Annotated in this window: 28 protein-coding genes and 1 pseudogene; 9 read left to right on the top strand and 20 right to left on the bottom strand. The window is 58.5% G+C overall.

Annotation, left to right across the window (positions count from 1 at the left end; genetic code table 11):
• Positions 1-2: 2 nt before the first annotated feature.
• The 8 genes from ACUTQW_RS04865 to ACUTQW_RS04830 form a co-directional block, all read right to left on the bottom strand.
• A complete protein-coding gene (locus ACUTQW_RS04865; RefSeq protein ID WP_006325126.1) occupies positions 3-950 on the bottom strand; it encodes an oligopeptide/dipeptide ABC transporter ATP-binding protein in 948 nt (315 codons plus the stop codon).
• Positions 940-1,944 carry an ABC transporter ATP-binding protein gene (locus ACUTQW_RS04860; RefSeq protein WP_006325123.1) on the bottom strand — a complete coding sequence of 335 codons (1,005 nt, stop codon included), beginning with the start codon at positions 1,942-1,944 and terminating at the stop codon, positions 940-942. The genes ACUTQW_RS04865 and ACUTQW_RS04860 overlap by 11 nt, the downstream gene beginning before the upstream one ends.
• A complete protein-coding gene (gene ddpC / locus ACUTQW_RS04855) occupies positions 1,944-2,879 on the bottom strand; it encodes a D,D-dipeptide ABC transporter permease (RefSeq protein ID WP_006325118.1) in 936 nt (311 codons plus the stop codon). The genes ACUTQW_RS04860 and ddpC overlap by 1 nt, the downstream gene beginning before the upstream one ends.
• Entirely contained in the window at positions 2,879-3,895 is a 1,017-nt protein-coding gene (locus tag ACUTQW_RS04850) for an ABC transporter permease (RefSeq protein ID WP_004944186.1), read from the bottom strand. Before ACUTQW_RS04850 ends, ddpC begins: the two co-directional genes overlap by 1 nt.
• 51 nt (positions 3,896-3,946) lie before the next feature.
• Entirely contained in the window at positions 3,947-5,497 is a 1,551-nt protein-coding gene (locus tag ACUTQW_RS04845) for an ABC transporter substrate-binding protein (protein WP_020438998.1), read from the bottom strand.
• Positions 5,498-5,531: 34 nt separating this feature from the next.
• On the bottom strand, positions 5,532-6,095 hold the full coding sequence (gene ddpX, locus ACUTQW_RS04840; protein ID WP_020438997.1) for a D-alanyl-D-alanine dipeptidase: 564 nt from the start codon (positions 6,093-6,095) through the stop codon (positions 5,532-5,534).
• Between the two features lie 17 nt (positions 6,096-6,112).
• Complete coding sequence (locus ACUTQW_RS04835; protein ID WP_004944177.1) at positions 6,113-6,985, bottom strand: MurR/RpiR family transcriptional regulator; 873 nt, start codon at positions 6,983-6,985, stop codon at positions 6,113-6,115.
• 246 nt (positions 6,986-7,231) lie between these two features.
• Positions 7,232-8,095 (bottom strand): GNAT family N-acetyltransferase, encoded by an 864-nt coding sequence (locus ACUTQW_RS04830; RefSeq protein ID WP_006325110.1) that lies wholly within the window; start codon positions 8,093-8,095, stop codon positions 7,232-7,234.
• Positions 8,096-8,241: 146 nt separating this feature from the next.
• Here ACUTQW_RS04830 and ACUTQW_RS04825 point away from each other — a divergent pair, with 146 nt between their 5' ends.
• The 5 genes from ACUTQW_RS04825 (at position 8,242) to ACUTQW_RS04805 (ending at position 12,458) form a co-directional block, all read left to right on the top strand.
• Positions 8,242-8,475 carry a type II toxin-antitoxin system Phd/YefM family antitoxin gene (locus tag ACUTQW_RS04825; RefSeq protein ID WP_006325108.1) on the top strand — a complete coding sequence of 78 codons (234 nt, stop codon included), beginning with the start codon at positions 8,242-8,244 and terminating at the stop codon, positions 8,473-8,475.
• Between the two features lie 22 nt (positions 8,476-8,497).
• Positions 8,498-8,830 (top strand): type II toxin-antitoxin system RelE/ParE family toxin, encoded by a 333-nt coding sequence (locus ACUTQW_RS04820; RefSeq protein WP_445654813.1) that lies wholly within the window; start codon positions 8,498-8,500, stop codon positions 8,828-8,830.
• A 267-nt stretch (positions 8,831-9,097) separates the two neighbouring features.
• Positions 9,098-9,928 (top strand): mannosyl-3-phosphoglycerate phosphatase-related protein, encoded by an 831-nt coding sequence (locus ACUTQW_RS04815; protein ID WP_020438994.1) that lies wholly within the window; start codon positions 9,098-9,100, stop codon positions 9,926-9,928.
• Positions 9,921-11,135: a glycosyl transferase gene (locus ACUTQW_RS04810; protein ID WP_006325103.1), complete on the top strand. Its 1,215-nt coding sequence runs from the start codon at positions 9,921-9,923 to the stop codon at positions 11,133-11,135. The genes ACUTQW_RS04815 and ACUTQW_RS04810 overlap by 8 nt, the downstream gene beginning before the upstream one ends.
• A gap of 126 nt (positions 11,136-11,261) precedes the next feature.
• Positions 11,262-12,458 (top strand): multidrug efflux MFS transporter, encoded by a 1,197-nt coding sequence (locus ACUTQW_RS04805; RefSeq protein WP_006325102.1) that lies wholly within the window; start codon positions 11,262-11,264, stop codon positions 12,456-12,458.
• Between the two features lie 87 nt (positions 12,459-12,545).
• Here ACUTQW_RS04805 and ACUTQW_RS04800 read toward each other — a convergent pair whose 3' ends face one another.
• From ACUTQW_RS04800 to ACUTQW_RS04790, 3 genes are read right to left on the bottom strand one after another with little or no spacing between them, the layout of a single operon-like run.
• Positions 12,546-12,878, bottom strand: a complete 333-nt coding sequence (locus tag ACUTQW_RS04800; RefSeq protein WP_006325101.1) for a hypothetical protein — start codon at positions 12,876-12,878, stop codon at positions 12,546-12,548.
• A 54-nt stretch (positions 12,879-12,932) separates the two neighbouring features.
• Complete coding sequence (locus ACUTQW_RS04795) at positions 12,933-13,370, bottom strand: hypothetical protein (RefSeq protein ID WP_006325100.1); 438 nt, start codon at positions 13,368-13,370, stop codon at positions 12,933-12,935.
• 17 nt (positions 13,371-13,387) lie between these two features.
• Positions 13,388-14,257, bottom strand: a complete 870-nt coding sequence (locus ACUTQW_RS04790; RefSeq protein WP_020438991.1) for a helix-turn-helix domain-containing protein — start codon at positions 14,255-14,257, stop codon at positions 13,388-13,390.
• Between the two features lie 178 nt (positions 14,258-14,435).
• Between ACUTQW_RS04790 and ACUTQW_RS04785 the strand changes: the two genes are divergently transcribed.
• Positions 14,436-15,338, top strand: a complete 903-nt coding sequence (locus ACUTQW_RS04785) for a DMT family transporter (RefSeq protein WP_006325098.1) — start codon at positions 14,436-14,438, stop codon at positions 15,336-15,338.
• Positions 15,339-15,461: 123 nt separating this feature from the next.
• Here the strand turns inward: ACUTQW_RS04785 and ACUTQW_RS04780 are convergent, their stop codons facing one another.
• The gene (locus ACUTQW_RS04780; protein ID WP_006325097.1) at positions 15,462-16,184 is read right to left on the bottom strand and encodes a 2-phosphosulfolactate phosphatase; all 723 of its coding nucleotides are present in this window, start codon (positions 16,182-16,184) and stop codon (positions 15,462-15,464) included.
• A gap of 27 nt (positions 16,185-16,211) precedes the next feature.
• On the opposite strand from ACUTQW_RS04780, the pseudogene ACUTQW_RS04775 reads away from it, so the two are divergent.
• A pseudogene (locus ACUTQW_RS04775) lies at positions 16,212-16,355 on the top strand (DMT family transporter); the annotation flags it as partial.
• A gap of 144 nt (positions 16,356-16,499) precedes the next feature.
• Here ACUTQW_RS04775 and ACUTQW_RS04770 read toward each other — a convergent pair.
• The 3 genes from ACUTQW_RS04770 to ACUTQW_RS04760 all read right to left on the bottom strand — a co-directional run bounded on the left by ACUTQW_RS04770 (position 16,500) and on the right by ACUTQW_RS04760 (position 18,231).
• Positions 16,500-17,396: a PhzF family phenazine biosynthesis protein gene (locus ACUTQW_RS04770; RefSeq protein ID WP_020438990.1), complete on the bottom strand. Its 897-nt coding sequence runs from the start codon at positions 17,394-17,396 to the stop codon at positions 16,500-16,502.
• Between the two features lie 306 nt (positions 17,397-17,702).
• Positions 17,703-17,996 carry a type II toxin-antitoxin system RelE/ParE family toxin gene (locus tag ACUTQW_RS04765; protein WP_006325094.1) on the bottom strand — a complete coding sequence of 98 codons (294 nt, stop codon included), beginning with the start codon at positions 17,994-17,996 and terminating at the stop codon, positions 17,703-17,705.
• Complete coding sequence (locus ACUTQW_RS04760; protein WP_020438989.1) at positions 17,989-18,231, bottom strand: type II toxin-antitoxin system ParD family antitoxin; 243 nt, start codon at positions 18,229-18,231, stop codon at positions 17,989-17,991. The genes ACUTQW_RS04765 and ACUTQW_RS04760 overlap by 8 nt, the downstream gene beginning before the upstream one ends.
• A 207-nt stretch (positions 18,232-18,438) precedes the next feature.
• On the opposite strand from ACUTQW_RS04760, the gene ACUTQW_RS04755 reads away from it, so the two are divergent.
• Positions 18,439-18,795 carry a protease inhibitor Inh/omp19 family protein gene (locus ACUTQW_RS04755; protein ID WP_004944151.1) on the top strand — a complete coding sequence of 119 codons (357 nt, stop codon included), beginning with the start codon at positions 18,439-18,441 and terminating at the stop codon, positions 18,793-18,795.
• On the opposite strand, the gene ACUTQW_RS04750 is transcribed toward ACUTQW_RS04755, so the two are convergent.
• Positions 18,796-19,317, bottom strand: a complete 522-nt coding sequence (locus ACUTQW_RS04750) for a chromate transporter (RefSeq protein WP_006325093.1) — start codon at positions 19,315-19,317, stop codon at positions 18,796-18,798.
• Positions 19,314-19,886 (bottom strand): chromate transporter, encoded by a 573-nt coding sequence (locus tag ACUTQW_RS04745; RefSeq protein WP_006325092.1) that lies wholly within the window; start codon positions 19,884-19,886, stop codon positions 19,314-19,316. The genes ACUTQW_RS04750 and ACUTQW_RS04745 overlap by 4 nt, the downstream gene beginning before the upstream one ends.
• A 100-nt stretch (positions 19,887-19,986) precedes the next feature.
• Here ACUTQW_RS04745 and ACUTQW_RS04740 point away from each other — a divergent pair, with 100 nt between their 5' ends.
• Entirely contained in the window at positions 19,987-20,907 is a 921-nt protein-coding gene (locus tag ACUTQW_RS04740) for a LysR family transcriptional regulator (protein WP_004944142.1), read from the top strand.
• Here ACUTQW_RS04740 and licT read toward each other — a convergent pair.
• From licT to ACUTQW_RS04725, 3 genes are read right to left on the bottom strand one after another with little or no spacing between them, the layout of a single operon-like run.
• Positions 20,904-21,743, bottom strand: coding sequence for a BglG family transcription antiterminator LicT (gene licT / locus ACUTQW_RS04735; RefSeq protein WP_004944140.1), 840 nt, complete (start codon positions 21,741-21,743; stop codon positions 20,904-20,906). The two genes, ACUTQW_RS04740 and licT, sit on opposite strands and share 4 nt — an antisense overlap.
• Positions 21,744-21,770: 27 nt before the next feature.
• Positions 21,771-23,183, bottom strand: coding sequence for a glycoside hydrolase family 1 protein (locus ACUTQW_RS04730; RefSeq protein ID WP_006325089.1), 1,413 nt, complete (start codon positions 23,181-23,183; stop codon positions 21,771-21,773).
• Complete coding sequence (locus ACUTQW_RS04725; RefSeq protein WP_006325088.1) at positions 23,180-25,051, bottom strand: beta-glucoside-specific PTS transporter subunit IIABC; 1,872 nt, start codon at positions 25,049-25,051, stop codon at positions 23,180-23,182. Before ACUTQW_RS04725 ends, ACUTQW_RS04730 begins: the two co-directional genes overlap by 4 nt.
• Between the last annotated feature and the right edge of the window lie 19 nt (positions 25,052-25,070).

Raw genomic sequence — 25,070 nt, 5'->3', positions numbered from 1 at the left:
CGTCACGCCACTTTATGACAGCGCACCGCCGTCCCCCCCAGATTCACCCGCAGCGTTTGCGGCATCTGGCAGCCTTCCCCGGCGTAGGGACAACGCTCGCGGAAAAAACACCCCAGCGGCAACTGGCGATTGCCCGGCAACTCCCCTTTGCGGTCTTCAATAGTGCTGTCGCTCAGCGCACGCCCGGCACGCGGCACCGAATCCAGCAGTAGCCGGGTATAAGGATGCTGCGGCTGGCGCAAGACCTGCGCGGTTGGCCCCAGCTCAACGATTTGCCCCAAATACATCACCGCCACCCGATCGCTCATGTGCTGAACCACCGAAACGTTATGCGAGATCAGCACATAGGTCAGATTGCGCTGGCGTTGCAGCTCCACCAACAGGTTGAGGATCTGCGCCTGCACCGAGATATCCAGCGCCGACGTTGGCTCGTCCAGCACGATGATATCCGGTTGCGAGGACAGCGCACGGGCAATCGAGATGCGTTGGCGCTGACCACCGGAAAACTCATGCGGCAGCCGGTCGATAGACTCCGGCCGCAACCCAACCTGTTGCACCAGTTCGGCCGCCAACGCCCGCCGCTCTGCCACGCCGTTATGCTGCTGCACGTAGACCGGTTCGGTGATAATGCGCCATACCGGCAGGCGCGGGTCGAGCGACGACTGCGGATCCTGAAACACCATCTGCATGCCGCTGCCAAACCAGGAGCCGCCGGAACGGGCGCGCAGCAACTCGCCGCTGCTGGGCTTCAACAATCCCATCAGCAGTTGCGCCAAGGTGCTTTTGCCACAGCCGGATTCGCCGACGATCCCCAGGGTCTCGCCGCGCATGATGTTGAGATCCAGCCCGTTGAGCGCATGGACATATTCTCTCGGCTTACCGCGCCAGTTATAGTTGGCGGGAAAGCGCAGCCGCACATCGCGCAGTTCCAGTAGCGCTTCAACGTTCATTTTGCACCTCCAGATCGATAGACTGCGGATGCCAACAGGCCACCCGTCGCGTCGGGTCAGCGGCTAATGGCGTCAACCGCGGCGTTTGCCGGCATTGGCCGCTGGCGTAGCTGCAGCGGTTGCTGAATGCGCAACCCGGCGGCAACGCGCTCAAATTAGGCACCGTACCGGGAATGGCCCGCAGCAGGCTGCGCGGCTCTGCGCGTTCCGGTGCCGCCAGCAACAACCCGATGGAATACGGGTGGCGCGGGTGGTCAATCACCCGCGCCGTGGCCCCGCTTTCGATCACGTGCCCGGCGTACATCACGTACACCCGGTCACAAAGCTGCGACACCACCGCCATATCGTGAGTAATAAACAGCACCGCCGTGCCGCTGGCGCGAGCCTTCTGTTGCAACAGGCGCAACACCTGCCGCTGCACCGTAACATCCAGCGCCGTGGTCGGCTCGTCGGCGATAATCAGCTCCGGTTCGCAGGAAAACGCCATGGCGATCAGCACCCGTTGGCGCATGCCGCCCGACAGCTCGAACGGATAACGCTCCATCACCCGTTCCGCATCGGCAATTTGCATTTCACGCAGCAACTGGATCGCCTTGTCATGCGCCTGCCGCGCCGACAGCCGCTGGTGCAGGCGGATCACCTCGCACATCTGGCGGCCGATTTTCCGCGTCGGGTTCAACGCACTCATCGGCTCCTGAAAAATCATCGATACCCGGGCACCGCGCAGTTGGCGCATTTGCCGCTCGCTGGCGCTGAGCACGTCGGTGCCCAATACCTCCAGCTTGCCGCCGGTCACGTTGTAACCGTCTTCGGCCAGCAGGCGCAGGGTCATCATTGCAGTCACCGATTTGCCGGAACCGGATTCCCCCACCACGCCGACGATTTCGCCGGCCTTGACCTGCAACGAAACGCGGTTAAGCGCCTTGACGCTGCCGCCGTAAACCGGGAATTCCAGTTGCAGCTCATCAATCGATAAAACCGTAGTGTCACTCATCAACGCCCCCGGGTTTTAGGATCCAGCAAGTCGCGCAGACCGTCGCCGAACAGGTTGAAACCGGTGGCGGTGATCAGGATCGCCGTACCGGGAAAGGCCGAATACCACCACTGGTCGAGCACATAGTTACGGCCGTTGGCCACCATGGCGCCCCATTCGGCGGTCGGTTGTTGGGCGCCAAGGCCGATAAAGCCCAGCGTGGCGGCCATCAAGATGGCGGTACCGATATCCAGCGACGCCTGTACCACCAACGGCGGCATGACGTTGCGCAGGACATGCCAGCCAATCAAATGCCAGCGCGAAGCGCCAAAGGTGCGAGCCGCCTGCATATAAGCCTGATGCCGCAGCGTCAGCGTCTGCCCGCGCGCCAACCGCACGTAAAACGGAATGCGCACCACCGCAATCGCCAGCATGGCGTTGAACAAGCTTGGCCCGAGCGCGGCCGCCAGCGCCATGGTCAGCACCAGCGAAGGCACCGACAGCATGATGTCCATGCAGCGCATGATCAACGCATCCACCGTGCCGCCCATCACGCCGGAGAAACAGCCGAGCAGCGAGCCAATTCCGCCCGCCAGCACCACCACCGCCAGCCCGGCGGCAACCGACTGCCGGCTGCCGACCAGCACCCGGCTGAACAGGTCGCGGCCTACTTCGTCGGTGCCGAACCAGTGTTCGGCCGAAGGCGGCAGCAGCCGCGCGGTCAGGTCGATGGCGTCCGGATTGTGCGGCGCCAGCCAGGGGGAAAACAGCATCAAAAACAGCACGCAGAACATGATGGCGCCACCCAACAGCGTCAGCGGGCTGCGCCGCACCCGATACCAGGCGCGCCGCGCGCCGACAAAACGCAGCGCAGGTTCCGCCGCCGGCGGTGGCTCGATTTGAGACGGCGGTTGTTCAAGTTGAGACGACGGTTGTTCAAGTTGAGACATAGTCATTAGCCCTCGCGCCCCATTCGCGGGTCGATCCACAGATAAAGCAGATCGACGATCAAATTAACCATCACATAGGCAAAAGACACCACCACGGCAAAACCCATCACCGCAGGGAAATCCAGCGCCTGAATGGAATCCACCACGTAAGCGCCCATGCCTGGCCAGGCGAATACCGTTTCGGTCAGCACCGCGCCGTACAACAAATCCCCCAACGCCAACCCCAGTACCGTCACCGAAGGGATCAACGCGTTCGGCAGCGCGTGGCCGAGTACCACCCGCCAGTGCGAAAGGCCATTGGCGCGTGCGGTGCGGATATAGTCTTCGCCCAGTTGCTCAAGCATCGCCGAGCGGATTTGCCGCGCCACCACCCCGAGGTGTACGAACGCCAGGGTCAACGCCGGCAGGATCAGGTGCTGCAGGCTGTTCCAAAACGCTTCGCCGTTGCCGGTCAGCAACGAATCCAGCAGGTAGAACCCGGTAATATGGGTGGGCGGATCCAGCCAGTCGTCCAGCCTGCCGCCGCCGGGCAAGACGTTCAGTTGGCCGTAAAACAAAATGATCACCCCCAGCCCCAGCCAGAACGCCGGCGTGGAGATGCCGGTCACCGACAGCAGGCGCACCAGATGATCGGGCCATTTATTGCGGTAAACCGCCGACAGCACGCCGAGCGGCACCCCCAGCGCGATCGCCAGCAGCAAAGCGCAAAACGCCAGCTCCAGCGTAGCCGGGAAGAAGGCGCGCAGGTCGTCCAGCACCGGCCGCCCGGTGCGGATAGACGTGCCCAGATCGCCGTGCAGCAGATCCAGCACATAGCGGCCAAACTGCACGTATAACGGCTGGTCCAGCCCCAGTTGCTGGCGAATATGCCGGACGATTTCCTCGCTGGCGCGATCGCCGGCCAGCAGCCGCGCCGGATCGCCGGGGATCAGATGCGAGATGGTAAAGGTGATGACGCACACCCCGAACATCACCAGCACTAGCCCCCAGCAGCGCTGGCGGATAAGGCTCCAAACGTTCATAGTCGTTTCCCGTGGTGCAAGGGGGCAGCCAAACGGCTGCCCGAAAGAGAATTACTTGCTCATCTGCCCAACGTTGAACACCTGTTCCAGCATCGGGTTATACACAAAGCCCTTCACCTCTTTGTTCATCGCCACCTGATAGTTTTTCTGGAACAGATAGACGTAGGCCGCCTGGTCGATGACGATTTTCTGCGCGGCCTGATAATAGGTGGTGCGCACTTGCTGATCGGACACCGAAACCGCTTTTTTCAACAGCGCATCCACCTGCGGATCGCTGTAGAACGAGCGGTTGCCCGGCAGCCCTTTCTTGTCGGATTCGAACCAGTAGTTCATGAACATGTAGGGGTCGGCGAAGTCCGGGCTCCAGTTACCGATGGCGATGTCGTAATTGCCCTGGCCGATACGATCGCGCATGGTGGCGTTAGCCAGCTTCTCCAGTTTGACGTTAATGCCTACCGTCGCCAGGCTGGCCTGCACCGAGAGCGCTATCGCCTCCCAGTTCGGATCGCTGACCGAATACAGGAAGTTCAGCGACGCCGGCTTGTCTTTCAACGCCGCCAGCGCGGCCTTGGCCTTGTCCGCATCCAGACTGTACTGCTGTGCGGCGGCGTCGTAGCCCCACATGCCTTCCGGGATCGGTCCGCGCATCTGTTTGCCGTTGCCGCCGAGAATGCCCTTCACCATGCCCTGATAATCCACCGCATAAGAGATGGCGCGGCGCAAATCCACCTGATTCAGCGGCGCTTTGCCGTTGTTCAGGTACAGATAAGTGACGCGCAACGAAGGAAACTCATTGACCGCCACCTTGTTTTCGCTTTTCAGCGCCGTGAGCTGGTCGATGGGCAGAGATTCGGCGATGTCCAGATCGCCGCGCGTCAATTGCAGGCGGCGGGTGGCGCTTTCGGCGATGATTTTCACCGTTACGCGTTTGAACGCCGGTTTGGCGCCGCCGTAATGCGGATTGGGCACCAGCACCAACTGCTGGCCCTTCTGCCAGCGATCCAGCTTGTAAGGGCCGGAACCTGCGCTGTGATTCGCCAGCCAGGTTTTGCCTTCGTCGGCCGGATTGGCCTTGGCGATCGCCGGGTTGACGATACCGGCGCCGTCATTGGCCAGCGTGTAGAGGAACGGGGCAAACGGCGTTTTCAGCGTGAAACGCACCGTCAGCGGATCCACCACCGTCACCTGCAGATCTTTCGGGAAGGCTTCTGAGGGCCCCTGGCCAATCTTCATCAGCCGTTCAAACGACCATTTCACCGCCTCGGCGTTAACCTCGCTGCCGTCGTCGAACTTGTTGCCCGGCTTGAGCTTAAAGGTCCAGACCAATTGATCGTCCGAAGCGGCCCAGCTTTCCGCCAATTCGCCTTCAACCTGGGTGGAGCCTTTGCCGCCTTCGGTTTTGTATTGCACCAACCGCTGGTAGGCAGGGTAAGTTACCGTCCAATCGTTGTTATCGATGGTCACGGCCGGATCCAGCGTCTGCGGGTCGGCCGCTTTGCCGATCACCAGCATATCCTTGGGTACCGCCGCCTGCGCCGGAGCCAAACCGGCCAGACCCACAGCGACTGCCACCGCCAGCGCGGCGTATTTAACTTTGCTCATAAACTGACTCCTGGTGTGTTGAAGGTGCGTCGTTTTAATCGTAAGAAAAACAGCCGAAGCGATCGGCCAACAGCGGATAGTCACCGGCGTTGGGCAGCTCAAAATGCCACCACTCGCTGGCGATGCCGCAAAACCCCCCGGCGGCCATCACCGCATTCAGCAATAGCCGGTTGCGCTGCACCTCGGGAGGAAAATCGGGGTAAAACGGATGGGAACGCTCGCTCATCTCATCAAAGCCGGTGCCCATATCGAGCGCCGCGCCCGCCGCATCCAGCAGCGTCACGTCGATAGCCACGCCGCGGCTGTGGTGCGAGCCGGTTTGCGTGCTGGTGACATATTGCGGATCCGGGCATGCCAGCCACAGCAGCGCCTGCGCCTGCTGCGGCCGATAGGCGTCAAACACCTTTAGCGATAAACCGGCAAGCCGTGCCGCCATCAGACAGCGTGTCAGCCCGCGTACCGCGTCGGGGTGCAACAGGCAGCGGCTTTCGCGGTAGATCGGCCGGCCGGTGAGGTTATCGGCGCCGGCGTATTTCAACTCGATCGGCAGATCGGGAAACGCCTCAGCCAGATCCATTAACGTTACATTGTCACTCATTACCTGTTCCCATGCGGTTAAGATTCAAATTGGCCCAGTTCTTTTTGCAGAAGGCGATTGTTGGCCAGCCGTTGCTCCACCGCCGCGCCGCCCTGTTCCAGTACCGAGGACAGCAACAGGTTGAACAGGCAACTGAGCGGCGCCAGCGAATCCCAAAACTGGCCGGTGTCGGTTTTTACCTGCAGCAGGTCAATCGGGTAATCCCGCGCCCACGGGCAGTAAATGTCGGTGATCAACGCCAGCCGCAGCCCGCGCGCGCAGGCCGCCTGACAATACTGCCGGGCGATGGTCGAGTAGGCGCGAGTGTCGGTCAGCACCAGATAGGGCGCGCCAAATTCCGAATTGAGCGATTCCACGTAGGTACCGGACAGCCCGTCGGCGTAATAGACTCTGGGCCGCAGATACTCCAGATGGCTGTAAAAGGCGTTGGCGATGCCGCGCGTAGACTGGATGCCGACCACAAACACCGCTTCCGCCTGCGCCAGTTGGCGGCTGACGCGGTTGAACGCCTCCCCGCCGGCCAACTGGTAAACGTGTTCTATCGCCTCCAGCTCCAGGGTTAACGCCTGGCGCAGCTTTTGCGGCTGCGGCTGATCGCGCCGCCGGCGGTAAGCCCCCAGACGATCGGTGACGCCCCAGGGTTGGTACAGCGCCGCCCCTTGTTCACGCAGCGTGCGTTTCAGATCGTCGAGATTGCGGTAACCCAGGCTGCGCAGATAGCGGCCGACCGAAATGCCGCTGGTCGCCGTGCTGCGGGCGATGCCGTCGGCGGTTTCAAACGGCACCTGCGCCAGATTGGCCAGCAGATAACCGGCAATACGCTTGCCGGTCGGGGTTTGTACCGCAAATGACGCTTCTATCTGTGCGATCACATCAGGATGGTCTGCCATAGTTCGCCCGCTGTTGGTGAGTTGTCATCAAACCGCTGTCTGTTACTCAGGTAACAAAGACTGATGATGACAATGCATGGCCTGTGCCAATTGCGGACTTTCTGGGGATATTTCACGCGCGGCGGCGTACGGCGGCGCAGGAACGGCAAAACCTGCGTTTACAGCAAAGTCATCAGTTGATAACTATTGCACAACAATTGGGCAATGCATCTGGCGATGCACCGCCGTGGCACCTGATTTTCAATTTTATGACAGCGCTTGCGAAAACAATGCAAAAGTCTGCACGCTCGCAGGATCCGGTCTATGAGGCGCGCCGCGCACCATGATGGCGGGCGTGTCCACGCTGGGCAAACCGCGCTCGACCAGCCAGGGGCCGAGGCTGTTGGCCTGCGGCGTGTCGATACGCACAAACTGGCCGGTGCAGGGCCGGCACAGCGCGTCGATTAACCCGACGGCGGAGGCCATATCGGGCGCGATTACCGGGCCGATCATGTTGCCATGACCAAAGCGGCGACGCACCGCGAAACCGACGGTAATCCCCTGCCGTTCCAACACCAGCGCCTGCCCTGCGCTACTCGGCAATGTCTCCAGCAGCGGCTGGCGCCGCATGCCGCAAGCGGCGAAATCCAGCTCGGCCAGAGTTGGCAGATCCTGCGGCGATGCCGGGCGCAGGGTGACGTCCTCCGGCAAAGGCTCGGCTTCGCGGGCAGGCAACTCCCGACATTGATGCTGTGCCAGCCACCCCTGTTCGATAAACCCCAACTGTTGATACAACGGCTTGCCCTGTTCGGTAGCCACCAGGTGCAGTTGATGGTCAGTCAATGGCGCCATCAGCGTCTGCACCATTTCCCTGGCGATGCCTTGCCCGCGATGCCGTTCGTCGACAATCACCAACCCCAACGTGGCGCGATTCGCCCCCCACAACCAGCGCAGCGCGGTGCCGACCGTCTCTCCGTTGGCCACCGCGACCACTCCCATCCCCAATCCCCACGCCTGCTGCCAATCCTCCAGGCGGTGAGGCCAGCGCGCCTGTTGCGACAGCCCGAACGCCGCCGGCAGATCCCTTTCAATCATCGGGCGCAGGTGAATGCTTTGCTTTTCCTCGGGCACGTTTGCCTCCTGATTCGATAGGGATAATTTTACTGGATGGCGAAAACCGCCTCCCCGCAGAGTAGCAGATTCGGTTCTGCGTGGTGCATTGCTTATGGTCTGAATATGAACTAAATTTGACTCACACAAGACACGAGGACGCCAGTATGAAAGTTGAAACCATCAGCTATGTTAAGAAGCACGCCGCCGCGCTCGATTTGTCTGAGCCTATTTTGGTGACGCAAAATGGTACCCCTGCTTATGTGATCGAATCTTATGAACAACGCCAGCAAAGGGATGACGCCATTTCCTTGCTTAAATTGCTAACGCTGTCTGAAAAAGACAAAAAAGAAGGCAAAGTTTATTCCCGCGACCAATTGCTGGCTGATATAGATAAGTAATGCGCTCAAAAGGAGATGTCGCATGAGGGAACGGATTGATATTGAGTATACCGCAACGGCAAAGAGTACTTTGCTCGAGATTGTCCACCATTTGAAAGCCAATAATGTGCTGCCGTTACCGGTCGTTGAAAGCATCATTACCGGGTTCGAAACCAGGGTAAACCTCTTTCTAACCGGCTGTCAGATTTGCCCTGAACTCTTGAAAATTGGCTGCGATAAATACCGTGAATGTAATACGGTCAACGGCTATCGCGTTATTTATTCGCTCGAAGATTCACTTATCACCGTCCATGCCTTTCTTGCCCAAAAGCAGGATATTCAACAAACACTGTTTAACCGGCTGATTGCGTCGTAATCCCGCCAGCCAAGCGGACACGCCCCCCCCATTTTGCAACGATTAAACGCAATAACCCGTTTTGCGGGTGACGGCCAAAACTTGCACCCCCTGCGATAAGCCGTTAGGGTAAATTGTGATTCGCATCACAATTTTCGCCTGGGGGAGTCACGGTGTCTACGGCAAGCACCCTCTACAACGCCACGCGCCGTTTCTCCGTCGGTCTACATGACAACAAAGTAATCAACCTGTTTATCAGTGAATTGCGCACGATATCATGGAGATGAAATGCTGAAACCGAGCCCCAATCTGTTAATTTTCACCGATCTGGACGGTTCGCTGCTGGATCACCACAGCTACCGCTGGCACGCGGCGCAGCCCTGGCTGGAACGACTGGCGCGCACGAAGACGCCGCTGATTATCGCCACCAGTAAAACCGCCGCAGAAGTCGCCCCGCTGCAGCGGCAACTCGGGCTGAGCCACTGGCCGTTTATTGCGGAAAACGGCGCGCAGATTGTCTTCCCCGCGCAATGGCGCGATCGTCCCGACTATCCAACCAAGCACCTGGGTGCAGATTACCCCAGCCTTTGCGCCACGCTGCGGGAACTGCGCAGCCAGACGGGTTTTGCCTTTCAGGGCTTTGCCGATGTGGATGACGCAACCGTCGCGCAATGGACAGGTTTAACGCGCGATCAGGCGCATCTGGCGCGCCGGCGTGCCGGTTCTGAACCCTTGCGCTGGGCCGGTAACGATGAACAACTTGCCCAGTTTCGCACGCTCCTGGCGCAGCACGATCTCGAGTTGACCCAGGGCGGACGCTTTTATCACGTGATGAGCGCGGCCGTCAGCAAAGGCAACGCCGCCCGTTGGATAACCGCGGATTATCAGTTACCGCACGGTTCGCCCCTTACCACCCTCAGTCTGGGCGACGGCCCCAACGATATTTCCCTGCTGCAAGCCAGCGATCTGGCGGTGTTGATCCGGGGGCAGCAGGACAAACCTCTCGATTTACCGGGCGATTTCGCCGGCCGGCTGTACCGTACGCGCCTGCAAGGCCCCCAGGGCTGGTGCGAAGGATTGGATCATTTTCTGATTAACGGGAGATCTCACCATGAGTGATTTTTATCAAGATGGCATCATCACCAACTTTCACAATCTCGCACAGCGCGAATTGTCCGAACTGGAATACGAGTTGCAGGTATTTTCCGGTCGCAACACCATGGGGCTGATACTGCCTTCGCTCTATTCCGAACTGGAAGGCCCGGCGCTGGACAAGATCGTCGATGTTTTGGCGCAGGTGCCCTATCTGGAGGAGATCGTCATTGGCCTGGATCGCGCCGACCATGAGCAATTCCTGCATGCAAAAAGCTTTTTCTCCCGCCTGCCGCAGCGCCACCGCATTTTGTGGAACGACGGGCCGCGCCTGACGGCGATTGCCGACCAGCTCAGCGCCGAAGGGCTGGCGCCCAACGAACCGGGCAAAGGCCGCAACGTGTGGTTTTGCGTCGGCTACACTCTGGCTTCACGCCGTTCCAGCTGTGTGGCGCTGCACGACTGTGACATTGTCACTTACGATCGCCGCATGCTGGCACGCCTGCTGTATCCGGTGGCCAACCCGCATTTTCATTACGATTTCTGCAAGGGCTACTATGCCCGGGTAGCTAACGGCAAGCTGAATGGCCGGGTCGGCCGGTTACTGGTGTTTCCGCTGCTGAAATCGCTGCAGAAAGTGTACGGCAATTCGGATTTTCTCGACTATCTGCGCAGCTATCGCTACCCGCTCTCGGGCGAGTTCGCCATGCGGACCCACATTCTCAACAACCTGCGTATTCCCAGCGACTGGGGGCTGGAGATCGGCGTATTGTCGGAAGTCCACCGCAACACCGCCACTAATAGAATCTGCCAGGTGGATATCGCCGATAATTACGATCATAAGCACCAGGCAATGTCGGAAGAGGATCCGCACAGCGGCCTGCAGCGTATGGCGGGCGATATCACCAAAGCGCTGTACCGCAAACTGGCGATCCAGGGGGTGCCGATCACCAGCGATTCTTTTCGCGTACTGCGCGCCACCTACTACCGCACGGCGTTGGATATGATCGATGCCTTTGAGCACGATGCCAAAATGAACGGTCTGGATTTCGATCGCCACAGCGAAGAATCAGCGGTCGAACTGTTCTCTCGGGTGATTTCGCAGGCCGGGCAAGCCTTCAGCGAAAACCCCGGCGATAAACCCTTTGTGCCAAGCTGGAACCGCGTACAATCCGCCTTCCCGGATATTCTCCAGCGGCTGTATGACGCCGTAGAACAGGACAACCAACGCTAAATCCCTGAGCCCGCGCAACGCGGGTTTTACTTTTGCTCACTTATTTCGCCACCCACGCCTGATAACCGGTGTTATTATTATTCTGCTCAATAATGTCCTCTTAATTCAAAGTGGTACGACAAGTTGATGGAAGCGTGGAAACTCAATCTGATTTCGGTCTGGCTCGGCTGTTTTTTCACCGGGCTGGCGATGAGCCAGATCCTCCCTTTTCTGCCGCTGTATATTGAACAGCTCGGCGTCAGCGGCCACCAGTCGCTCAGCATCTGGTCAGGGTTGGTGTTTAGCGGCACCTTTTTGGTCTCTGCGCTGGTGTCGCCGCTGTGGGGCAGCCTGGCGGACCGCAAAGGCCGTAAGCTGATGCTGCTGCGCGCTTCGCTGGGGATGGCGATCGTCATTGTGCTGCAGGGCATGGTGACCCACGTTTACCAGCTGTTTGCACTGCGCGCGCTGATGGGCCTGACCTCCGGTTATATTCCCAACGCTATGGCGCTGGTGGCCTCGCAGGTGCCGCGTGATAAAAGCGGTTGGGCGCTGGGCACTTTATCTACCGGCCCGGTTTCCGGGGTGATCGTCGGCCCGCTGCTGGGGGGCCTGATGGCTGACCATCTGGGCCTGCGCGTGGTGTTTTTCGTTACCGCCGGGCTGATGTTCGTCAGCTTCCTCATTACCCTGTTCCTGATAAAAGAACGCCATATCGAAGTGAAAAAGGCCAACCGACTGAGCGGCAAGGCGGTATTCCAGTCGCTGCCTTATCCGACGCTGATTGTCACGCTGTTCATCAGTACGTTGATGATCCAGTTGGCTAATTCCTCCATCAGCCCGATCCTGACGCTGTTCATCAAGGATTTGTCCGGCGACAGCGGCAATATCGCCTTTATCAGCGGCATGATCGCTGCCGTTCCCGGTATTGCCGCGTTGGTTTCCGCGCCGCGTCTCGGCCGGCTTGGCGACCGTATCGGCACCGCTCGCATTCTGATGGCGGCGCTGGGGTTGACCACCCTACTGTTCGCCATCATGGCCTGGGTGCAAACGCCGCTGCAATTGGGGATCTTGCGCTTCCTGCTGGGCTTTGCCGACGGCGCCTTGATGCCCGCAGTGCAAACGCTGCTGCTGAAGTATTCCTCCGATCAGGTTACCGGCCGCATCTTCGGCTATAACCAATCGTTTATGTACCTCGGCAACGTGGTCGGCCCGCTGATTGGCTCCAGTATTTCCGCATTGATGGGCTTCCGCTGGGTGTTTGCGGTAACGGCGGTGCTGGTGCTGATCAATTGCCTGTTGCTGCGCAGCCAGTTTAGAAAGGTGGAAAGCGTACGCAAGTGAGCCGCAGTATGGTTCAGAACAGGGAAGTGCCGTAACGGCACTTCCTGATTAACGTTCCGGTTATTGCCTTAACGCTATTTGGACAGGCTAAACCCGCATCGCATCCAGTGCAGCGTTGCTGATTGTCAGTACAGACTTGATGCTTTGCTCAATCCTTTCGATAATCGCCTCCCTCGGGCCCGCGCGCCAGGCATCGCTTTTGTAGAATTCATCCTGGGCGCTTTCAAGATGTTCGACACTGTCAAAAGCCCGGATCAGAAAGTACGAATCTGCATCGTGCAAAGAGTTCCCAAAGCGGACAACGTCGATCCCCGCCTTACGATGCAGAGGGACGCTGGTTTCCGTCATGATCTTGTGAAAATCGCGGCCAGCCCCCTTCTTGAGGATGTAGGTGAGTATCTCTAGGGTTTTGTTTTCCATCCATGATCCCTCATAAGCCAACAGCAAAATTCCCTAACGGGCCATGATTGTAATTCAGTCGCGCAACCAGGGCGTGAAAGTGATGCCGATCAGCAACCCTTCCGGGCTGAGCAAGCGGGTGACGCTCTGGCCCCAGGGTTCTTCGCGGTTGGCGACCAGCAGGCGGTAACCCTTGTCGATCAACCCTTGGGTGGCCAACGCCATATCGGCGACGTCAAACTCCATCCATGCCTGCGGCACCGGCAGATCGGCCGGCCATTGTTCGCTGCCGAAGCAAGATTGCGCCGCCTGCGCCAACGGCCACAAGGCAAAGTGCTTCACCCCTTCCAGCGAGCCATGCTCGGCCAGCAGATAATCGGCATTGCCGGGCATCGGCTTGAGCGGCAGCCCCAGCGCGTCGACATAAAACGCCTTGCTGTGCTCCGTTTGCTGCGTAATCGGCCCAAATCCGGCGATAAACAATACGCCAAGTCCTGCGAACTGTTGTTCCATGTTCTCTCCTGTGGGGATTAACGCCCCTGGCGCATCTGCATCGGGGCAAATCCATAAGCCGCTTTGAAGCGGTTGCTGAAATGGCTGGCGGAACTGAAGCCGCATTCCAGCGCAATCTGCGTCAGCGGCAGCAAGCTGTGGCACAGCAATTTTTCCGCCTGTTGCAGCCGCGCGCGCATCACAAACTGGTGGGGCGCCAGGCCGGTGTCATGTTTGAACATGCGGGCAAAGTGGAACTCACTCAGCCCGGCCTGCGCCGCCAGGTCCGCCAGCAACAGCGGCTTGTCGAGGTGCTGCTCGATATACTCTTTTACCCGCCTGGCCACCGCCGGCGCCAGGCCGCCGCGCACCGTCGGCAAGGCCCATTGCAGTTGACTGTAGCGCTGAACCAGATGCGACATCAGCAGGGTTGTAGCACTGCTGAGCGCCAAGTGATTGGCGCGCTCCTGCCAGTTGCAGTTAAGCAAAAACTGGCGGTACAACAGCGTAATTTGCGGATCCTCGGCAAAAGCGCACGGTTCGAGAGCGATCGCCGCCGGGCTGCGATCCCAGGTTTGCTCCACCACTTGCCGCAGATGCCGGTCGGTGCAGTAAAGGTGCACGAACGATAAATCGCTGCGCACGTCCCAGGTGGATTCATACTGGCGAGGCATAATGCAGAAACGGTCCGGCCCGCCGCCGTTCTTCCAGCCGCCGGGCACTTTTTGATAGCACTCGTAACCATCGGCGACATAGAGGCTCAGGGTATGGTGATCGGCGCTTTCCTGGGTAATGCGATCGTCACGGTTGGACCAGGCGGCCAGCTCCACGCCGGAACCCAGCAGCACGCTGCCGTGCAACCGCGCTTTATGTTCCCGCAGTGTTTCAAACGCCTTGTATCTGGACATCGCCGGCCCCGCTTCGCTGAAGTGTTTTCAGTGTAAAGAGTGACGCCACACCGCACCAGTCCACGACCCGCGCTTTTGCTAAAAAAAGCGCAAGAATATGCAATTGTGCGCAAAGCGCTGAAAGCGCGACAGCGAGCAACGGCGGATACTGCGGCAATCTATTTTGCCGGAGTCGATTATGAACGTGCTGTTGTACCTTGCCGTGGTGCTGATTTGGGGCACCACCTGGATTGCGATTACCCTGCAACAGGCAGGACCGGTAGCCATTCCGGTGTCGATCAGTTACCGCTTCGTGCTTTCCGCCGCGGTGATGTTGCTGGTTCTGCTGCTGGCGCGCCGCCTGCGCCGCATTGCGCTGCGTGATCACCTGTTTTGCATCCTGCAAGGCTGCTGCGTGTTCGGCTTTAACTTCTTCTGTTTCTACCATGCGGCGGCTTATATCAGCAGCGGGTTGGAATCGGTGATTTTCTCGATGGCGGTGCTGTTCAATGCCGTCAACGGCATGATCTTCTTCCGTCAACGCCCCAGCCCAAACTTGCTGCCTGCGGCGGTACTGGGCCTGACCGGGATCGTCGCCCTGTTCTGGCAGGATCTGGTCGCCACGCAAATGGCACCGGAACTGTTGCAAGGCATCGGATTGAGTGCGCTCGGCACCTACGGTTTTTCACTCGGTAATATGATCAGTTCACGCCACCAGCGGCGTGGGCTGGACATTCTTTCCACCAATACTTATGCAATGAGTTATGGCGCCATCCTGATGGCACTGATCGCCCTGGCCCAGGGTGCATCCTTCCAGATTGAGTTCAGTACCCGTTATATCGGCTCATTGCTGTATCTGGCGATTTTTGGCTCGGTGATTGCCTTTGCCGCTTACTTCAGCCTGCTTGGCCGCATCGGCGCAAGCGCTGCGGCCTACAGCACCCTGCTGTTCCCGTTGGTGGCGCTGAGCATCTCGACACTCTATGAAGGTTACCAGTGGCACCTCAACGCGGTGATCGGCCTGTGCCTGATCCTGTTGGGGAACCTGGTGATGTTCGCCAAACCCGGCATGTACGCCGCGTTATGGCGGCGGGCGGCGTAAGGAAAAACTGCAATACAGCGACGAATCTTACAAGCGCTCCTCATCGAATTTACCGGGCTGTGGCATGTACCGCAGCGTAGAGAATCAACCCGGTTTAATGAGGCCTTAATAGGCTGGGGGGGTTCATTGGTTACCGACAAAATGGTCGTGCTGCAACCGACAGGCCCTGTCGTCTGCATCAGTCGCCAAACAGAGATCAACGTCTGCGGCGAACCCGCGTTCAATCAACTCCCGCGCTGAGCTGCACTGGCGCAATGCGGTCGCAGGCAACGCATGGAAGCTTGCTGCCGCCGCCAGTGCTTCCGGCGACGGGTTTCTTTCCGGCAGTTGGGCGATGACCCCACCAGCAACCAGCCAGTCCTCAAGTGCCGGTCGCAGGCTGCCGTCCGGCCATTTTTCACCGCTGGGGACCACCAATATGCTTCGATACGCCGCACAGGCAATGGTTGTCGCTTTAAGGTTGCGCAGGCAAGCGCAGAATACAGCAGCCCCTGAGTCTCGAGCCTTAAAAGCCAACGAGGAGCCATTGGGGGACGGGAGTACCAGCTTGGTATGCGCAGGGATATTGACCAGCGAGAGTGGCGAAAGAGAATACCCTGCGCCATCAAAACGCCGGGTGTTGCTAGCCGTTACCGCGCCTAACTTGCTTGCGTAATCCTTGGCCGAGTCATCTTTCCATGCATAGGGATAGACGCTGGCTCCCCGTTTGGTTGCCACGCTGACACAGGTTGAAAACGACATCACATCGACAATGATGACGCAATCAACGTCGCCCGCCATATGCTCGATGGCGTTTGCTCCCCACTCAAGACGAATATCGAATGGAAGTTGCGAAAAATAACCCATCTACGGCTCCATAACGAAAAAGATTTCGTGGCGCTGAGTATCTCGACAATTTATGAAGGCTACCAGTGGCACCTCAACGCAGTGATCGGCCTGTGCCTGATCCTGTTGATGAATCTGGTGATGTTCGCCAAAACCGGTATGTTCGCGACGCTATGGCGGCGGGCGGCGTAAGGAGAAACTGCAATAACAGCGGTCGATTGGCATGCCTCCTTACCATCTGGGGGTATTCTATCAACTTGTACACTCTAGGCCGGGAACGGGCGCGGTACCCATTCCCGGTCACAATGTCTGGTAATCAGTGAGTGATTACCACGCCTAAATGTGCAGCCAGCCATTAATCAGCGTGCAACTCTGTCCACCAATCCATGGCTCATCGTGAATGAAACGAACGCTAACCCGGCCTTCTCGCTGGAGTTGGGTTCCTTGTCGAACCTGATACCCCTGTGCCGTCGAGCCACCGTCGGGGAAGTTATTGGCCTTCAACAGATGGGCCAGGCACGCATTAGCGCTGCCAGTCACGGGATCCTCAACCAACTGCCCCCCTTCAACCAGAAACGCTCTCATTTCGTAATCAGCTGGATCACCAGATGAATAGGCACCATAAATCACCACGCCATCAACGTGACAGGCAATTTGCAGCTTTTTAATCATGGCATGATCCGGCGTCACCCTCAGGCAGGATTGAGCGTTTGGCATACGTACCATAAGCCAGCGAATACCCATGTCGGCAATCACCGGCATCGTATCTGTTTCAATAACCGCCTGCTGAAAAGCGGCCTTTAGCAGGTCCCTTTCTCCAACCGCCGGCGTTCGAAACGTTACCGCTGGCGCGGCAAACGCCAGGGTTCCGTCAGGTAAGATATTGACCGCAACCAGACCAACCCCGCATTCTTGCATAACTACTCCCGGCTGTTTAGTCACCAGCCCCGCCTCCAATAATGCATGGGCCGTACCCAAGGTCGGATGTCCGGCAAAGGGCAACTCTTTTTCGGGGGTAAAAATACGCACCTGATAATCTGCAACCGGTTTGGTCGGTTTGAAAACAAACGTCGTTTCTGAAAGGTTGGTCCAGCGAGCCAATGAAAGCATCTGCATTTCATTCAACCCCTCAGCCTCCAGGATCACCGCCAAGGGATTTCCCTGCAATGGCGAGGTGGTAAATACATCCACCTGCTTGTAAGCGCGTGGTATCACATCATCTCTTCGGAGCATTGACCATAATCCGCTATATACAAGGCTTGATGATAGCTCTGTTAAATGGCTTACATCAATTTATCAATCTGCCACTATTTGAAGGGTCCACATAGCAGCCGCTGCTGTTCCTTCCCCACTAACCCTTGACGAAAGGCTCGTTGGCCATGGCGAGATTAAACGGTGTCATCACGCAGGCCCTTGAGAAGCGCTGAGTGACGATACTGCCGGGAAGAAACCGTGGTATTGCAGGATTGTCTGGAAGGCGCTGCGTGCATTCCGCCGCTGATGTCCACCACGCTAAGGTGCAGGGTCTGCCTCACATATTTAAATATCCAACAGATGAATCATCGGTTCCATCTGTTGATGCAGGATCCTGATGATAAATATATCGTGGTCACGAATACGGTAAAAAATGGCATGCTGCTGATGATCAAATCGACGTATGCCGGGTTTTATCTCCGCATATTCACGCCCCATGCCAGGAGCCATAATCAGAGTTTGCAGGCAGTTTTCCATATCATCAGTGTAACGATCAGCCTGCTTTGCACCGAAGTTCACCAAGGTATATTCGTAGATCCCGGCGAAATCATCGGCAGCCAGGTTCGAAAGCTTATACATTGTGCTCACGTTTCTTTTTAGCCGCGATCTCGCGCAAACTTAACGCGCTTTCCCCACTACGCTCACCATTTTCAAGAGCAAGACGTAACGTTTCAATGTGATATTCTTTTTGCTCAAGCAAACGTAATGCAGATCGCATCACTTCACTGGTTGAGCCATAACGGCCGCTCTCAACGAGTCGACTGACAAATGCATCCAGTTGTTCGCCAATGGTTACGCTGGTTGTTCTAGGCATAACTCCTCCTGTGTGAATTATTAACACAAATTATCACCCCGCAAAGCCAAACGTCAACGCCGGCAACTTTGCTATCATCATAGACACAAAAGATGTTTCCACCCGGCCACAAAAGCGACAGTAAGGAAACTAAGGAAACTGATGATCACCCTTTTCCCCTCTACCCCGTTGCGCGCATTACGGCGCATTGCCCTGACAGGAGCCGTTATGAGCCTATTGTTGTGCAGCAATACCTTCGCCAGTTCGTTGCCGTTGCTCGCCCCCTCCGCGCTGAAAGGGCACTGGCAGTTGACCGACACCGAAGGCAAGATCGCCGCCTGTGACGTTGAACTGAGCGATGAACGGATCGAAAGCACCAACGCCTACCGTTTCACCGCCTCATCGCAGTGCCTGCAACCGCTGGCGCTCACCGAGCTGCCGGTAGCCTGGCGTCCGACCCCGGACGGCATGACGTTGACCAACGCCGACGGCAGCAGGGTGGCGTTTCTGGCGCTCACCGCCCCCAAACGCTACGAAGTCATGAACCACGGCGGTAAACCCCGTTTTGTACTGACGCCGCGCTGACTAAGCGACCAGCAGCCCGAGCAGCGCACCGCCCGCCAGTATCCACAGCGGGTGAATGCGTTTGTTCATGCTCAGTAACGTGGCCAGCGCGATAATCGCCGCCAACGGCCAACTCGGCGCAGAGGCTTCGGCAATCAAAACCCCGCTGGCCGCCACCAATCCGACGGTAACCGGCACCAGACCGGTCTGCACGATACGCCGCCAGGGTTTGTCCTTGAAGCGCCGCCAGGCGCCCATCACCAGTAAAGTGACGATCGATGACGGGCCGAACTTGGCGATGGAGGAAACCAGCAGCCCCGCCCAGCCGGCCACGTGCCAGCCAATCAGCGGCACGATCATCATATTCGGCCCCGGCGCGGCTTGCGCCATGGCGAACAGCGCGCTGAACTCCTGTGCGCTCATCCATTGATGAATCTCCACCACCTGGCGCTGCATTTCCGGCAGGATGGTCATGCCGCCGCCGAACGCCAACAGCGAAAGCTCGGTGAAAATAATCGCCAGCGAGATCAATACGCCCATCATGAGGGCTTCCTCCACCACAGCAACAAAATGCTCAGCGGCGCCAGCACCAGCATGGTCGGCAACAGCGGCAGGCGCAGCCAGGCGATGGCGATCAGGCACAGCGCGACAATCCCCAGCGCCAGCCATTTACCGCGCAGCGGCAACAGCATTTTTATCCCGGTGGACAGCAGCAAACCGGCCGCCGCAGCCGCCAACCCGGCAAACACGTGCTGCACATGCGCATCATTCTGGAAGCGGGCATAAACCATCCCCAGCCCGACCACAATCGCGGTCGGCGCGCTGATCAACCCCAACAGCGCGCAGCAAGCACCGCTCAGGCCGCGAAACTCCATCCCCACCGCGACCGAAAGGTTGATCACGTTGCCACCCGGCAGAAACTGGCACAGCCCGAGCAGCTCGGTAAACTGTTCGTCGCTCAGCCAGCGCCGATCCTCCACCAGCATATTGCGCGCCAGCGGCAGCACGCCGCCAAACCCCATCAACCCCAGCATCAGAAAGCCCCAAAACAGCTCCCCATTGCCCGGCGACGCCGCAAGCCGGGTGTTTTTTACCGCATCCGATTCAGACATTGTTCGTTCCACATCGCTTATTTTTGATGCCTGGTATGATGCGCGCCGCCATGTCATGATGTCTAATGCATTTCAGAATCAACAAGGATACCTTTTAGGTATGGCTATGATCGAACTTCGCCGCTTGCGGGCGTTCGTTGCGGTAGTTGAAGAAGGCAATATTACCCGCGCCGCAGAACGGCTGTTTATTCAACAGCCGCCGTTGACCCGCCTGCTGCAAGGGCTGGAAGATGAGCTGGGGGTAACACTGTTGCAGCGTCTGCCGCGTGGCGTGCGCGCCACCGAAGCGGGCAACGTGCTGTTTAATGAGGCGCGTGCGCTGTTGGCCCGCGCCGAGCTGTTGACCGAAGCGGTGCATCGCGCAGCACGCGGTGAACAGGGGCATATCGCCATCGGCTTCACCAGTTCCGCCGCGCTGCACCCGTTCGTGCCTAACCTGTTGCGCCGCTATCGCGATATCCTGCCGGGCATCACCACCCAATTGGAAGAAGCCGGCAGCGGCGAACTGCTGGATGCGCTGGTGGATGAACGGCTCGACGTGGCTTTTGTGCGCTCGCCGGCCAGCGGCATTCCAGGCCTGACCATTGAGCCGGTGCTGCGCGAACCCATGCTGGTCGCCCTGCCGGTCGGCCACCCGCGGGCAGTCGACGGCGCTCAGCCGTTGCCGTTGGCGTCGTTGGCGAACGAAGCTTTTATTCTCTACCGCCGCCCTGCGGGCCAGGGCTTGTACGATGCCATTTTAGCCGCCTGCCACCGCGCCGGGTTCAGCCCCCGCGTCATCCAAGAGGCCCCGCGCCTGCCCGCGACGCTTAGCCTGGTGGGGGCCGGTCTGGGGTTGTCGATCGTACCGGCCTCGATGCGGCGGTTGGGCGGCGACGGCATCGTCTACCGGGCAATCAGCGACGAAGCCCAGCTCAGTGCACCGCTGTACCTGGCGCTGCGCAGCAACCGTTCGTCCGCCCTCATCCAGCGCTTTCGCGCGCTGGTGACGGAGGCGGTCAGCGCACAGCATTCCGGTTAATCCTGCTGGTCGGTGATACGCGTCAGGTGGATCACCAGATACAGCAGTTCATCGTTCGACATCTCCATCTCCAGCAGATTCTTCACATAGTCGCGGATCAGCAGCGCACCGCGATAAGCATTCGGGTACTCCCTGGTCACTTGGGCAAAGATGAAGTCGTCTTTCGACGCCATCTGTTGCCCTTCGACCATCCGCTGAATAAAAAACTGCATATGCACCAGAAAACGCGCGTAATTGAGCGAATCCGTATCGATATTGATGCGAAAGTGGTACTTGATGATATTGAAAATGTCTTTCAGCATCTTCACCGACAGCAGGGTATGTTCCATGTTCTGCACGTCGGTCTGGCCGTTGACCAGATGGAACGCGATATTCCCCGCCTCTTCTTCCGGCAGAGCGATGTTAAGCCGCTGATTGATTTGCCCCAGCGCCTGCATCGCCACTGCGAACTCCTGCGGATAAAAGCGCTTCACCTCGAACAACAGCCGGTTTTGGATCGCAATGCCTTTGTGATAGCGCTCAATGGCAAAGCTGATGTGGTCCGCCAGGGTGAAGAAAATCTGCTCGTTAATGCGGCCATTGAGCTGCCTGTTGGCCTCAGCGAGGATCATCTGCACAATCTCCAGGTGCTCCTCCGGCGTGTTTTCCATCAGCCGCAGGTAATCACGGCCCTTTTGGCTATTCTGCACCACATACACTTTCTCAATAGTGGCCGGGTCGAGAACGTCACCCACTTTGCTGTTAAAGCCAATACCCTTGCCCATGACGATAGCTTCGTTGTTATCGCTGTCTGTTGATAGCACCAGGCTATTATTGAGTACCTTAATGACTTTCATCGTCGCGGCCATCACCCTTTATTTTTATTAGCGTTGCCGGCCATGAGTGGCAATCAGCCGTTGATACCAGTCAAAACTGCGCTTTTTGATGCGGCGCAGATCTTTCAGATCCTGCTCACCCCGGTTTACATAGATAAACCCGTAACGCTTGGCGTAGCCCTGATGGGTGCTGACCACGTCTATCGCCGCCCACGGGCAATACCCCATTAGTTCAACGCCGTCGTTGATCGCCAATTGCATCTGTTCGACGTGCTGGCGCATAAACTCAATGCGGTAGTCATCGTTAATTGTACCATCGGCCTGTAACTCATCCGGGGCGCCTATGCCGTTTTCGGTAATTAATATCGGCAAGTGGTAGCGTTCGTAGGTTTTGCGCAGCGTCAGGCGCAGCCCGACCGGGTCGATCACCCAACCGTAACGGGTTTTGCCAACGAACGGGTTTTCCGCCGCGCGGTACACGCCCGGTTCCCCCAGCATGATTTGCTGATCGCCGGCGCGGGCACTGATGTCCGAAGCATCGCCCCGGCTGGCGGCGATGGTGGCGGTGGAATAGTAGTTTATCGCCACGTAATCCGGTTTGCCCTGCAGCAACAGCGCCGCATCGCCCGGTTCCATTTGCGGCGCCAGCCCGCGATCCTGCAAATATCGCCAGGCCAGCGCGTTATAGCGCCCATGCACCGCCACGTCCAAGAAACTCCAGCAGCGCAGCGTTTCCCAGTTGTGCGCGGCGATGGCGTCCAGCGGATGGCAGGTTTCCTGATACATCGAGGTGGTGTTAATCGCCGGGCCGATTTTGCCGGAGGGGCAGCGTTGGTGGCACAACGCCATCACCCTGGCCTGCGCCACCAGCATGTGGTGGCTTTGCTGATACAGTACCTGTTTGGACGGCAACTCTCCGCCCTTCGGCATGCCAATCGCGCCCGGATGCAGGATCATCGTGTTCTGTTCATTGATGGTCAGCCAATATTTTACCCGATCGCCAAAGGCGTCAAACAGCACCGCCGCATATTCGACAAACGCATCGATAGTGGCGCGATTCGACCAGCCGCCCTGCTGTTCGAGCACGTAAGGCAAATCGAAGTGATAAAGCGTCACCACAGGTTCAATGCCGTGACGCTGCAGTTCATCGATCAGTTGCCGATAGAACGCCAGCCCGGCGGCGTTAACCTCACCGGTGCCGTTGGGCAGCACCCGCGTCCAGGCGACGGAGAAGCGGTAGGCCTTCAGCCCCAGCTCGGCGAACAGTTTCACGTCTTCGCGGAAACGGTGATAGTGATCGCTGGCCACCTTAAAATCGGCGGTTTCTTCAGGATGATCGAGCATATCTACAATCGACGGGCTTTTACCGTCTTCATCCCAGGCTCCCTCCACCTGATAGGCGGAGGTAGAAGCCCCCCACAGAAAATCTGCGGGGAAATCGTCCAGACGTTGATAAATCATGCCGGCTCCTTGGGGGTATTGAGGGTGATGATCGTCTCGCCAAAGCCCACGCTGCCCGGCTGACGGCAGCTCAACTGCGGGAAGGCTTCGCTGTTGATCACCAATACCGGCGTAGTAAGGTCGTAACCCAATGCGGTTATCGCCGCAATATCAAAACGCACCAGTTCATCTCCCACCTTGACCCGATCGCCAATCTGCAATTCGGAAGCAAAATGCCGGCCGGCCAGATTGACGGTATCTATGCCGATGTGCACCAGCAGTTCGACGCCGTTGTCGCCCTTGATGCCCACCGCGTGCATCGACGGCAAAAAGGTCATCACCTCACCGTCCAGCGGCGCACGCAGTACCCCTTCCTGCGGCTTTATCGCTACGCCCTGTCCCAATAACCCCTGCGAGAACACGTCGTCGTTAACCTGCTCCAGCGCCACCAGTTGGCCGGCCAGCGGGCTGAAAATCTGCTGCTCATCGCCGCTGATGGGAGCCACCGCCGGTGCGGTCTCCTGCTCTTGCTCCTCAACAGGATCGTCAAAGCCGAGGATCCAGGTCAGCGCGAAGGTCACCACGATGGCAATGGCGCAGGTGATCAGCGCATGGACGATATTCATCGGGTTTTCGCCGATAAATGCCGGCAATGCCGCCAATCCCGGCGAGACAAAGGCATAGCGCACCAGCCCGCTCAGCCCGGCATAGATACCGGCGCAGCCGCCGCCGATCATCGCCGCAATCAGCGGTTTGCGCAGCTTCAGGGTCACGCCATACAGCGAAGGTTCGGTGATCCCCAGCAGCGCAGTGAACCCGGCGGAAGACGCCAGCTGGCGCAGATTTTTGTTTTTGGTGCGGAAAGCCACGCACAGCGTCGCCGCGCCCTGCGCGATATTGGACGCCAGCATGCCCGGCCCGTTAATCATTTCGAAACCGTTTTTGCTCAACTGGCCGGTAGCGATAGGTGTCATCGCCCAGGCGGTGCCGGTGATCACCAGGAAGGGTTGCAGCCCGCCCATCAGCATCGGGATCAGCCAACTGGCCTTGCCGTCGACGATGGCCGCGCCTGCGGCGACCAGGTCGTTAAGGAAAATACCGAACGGCCCGACCACCACCAACGCCAGCGGCGCCGTAACCAACAGGATAATCATAGGTTTGGTGAAAAACTTGATCATCGTCGGCGACACTTTCTCCGCAAATCGCTCGATATAGGACATCAGCCACACGGTGAATATAATCGGCAGCACCGAACCGGCGTAATCCGCCAGCCGTACCGGAATGCCGATAAAATCAATCGCGGTGCCCGCCGCCAGCATCTGCGCCAAATTGGGGTGCAGCAAGGCGCCGGCGATGGTCATCGCCAGTATCGGGTTGCATTCAAACTTGATCGAAGCGCCGTAGGCCAGTAATACCGGCAGGAAGAAAAACGCCGCATCGGCGATGGTGTCCAGCAGACGATACGTCGGGCTGGCGGCGTCTATCACACCGGTCAGTTTGAGGATCGCCAGCAGCGCCTTGATCATCCCCGCCCCGGTGATCGCCGGGATCACCGGCGTGAACGTGGTGGAGATGACGCTGATGATCTGCGAAAACACCCCGCCCCTGGCCTGCGGTTTCTTTTCGCCCTGTCGGCCACTGAGATCGCCAATCTCTTTTTGCAACGTGCGGAAGGTTTGCTGCACGTTATTGCCGACCACGATCTGAAACTGGCCGCCGCGCTCCACCACGCTTATCACCCCCGGCAAGGCCTCAATGGCTTTCGCCTGCACCTTGCTGTCATCGTTAAACTCCATGCGCAGACGCGTGGCGCAGTGCGTCAGTTTGCTGACGTTAGCTTTACCGCCTACCCGCGCCAATATTTCCAGGCCCAACTGTTTGTAATCCATCGATTTTCCCCGGTAAAAA

The sequence above is a fragment of the Serratia sp. TSA_7 genome, assembly GCF_052692135.1.
The sequence above is the reverse complement of the archived record's forward strand: the minus strand, read 5'-3'. Positions and strand labels throughout refer to the sequence as shown.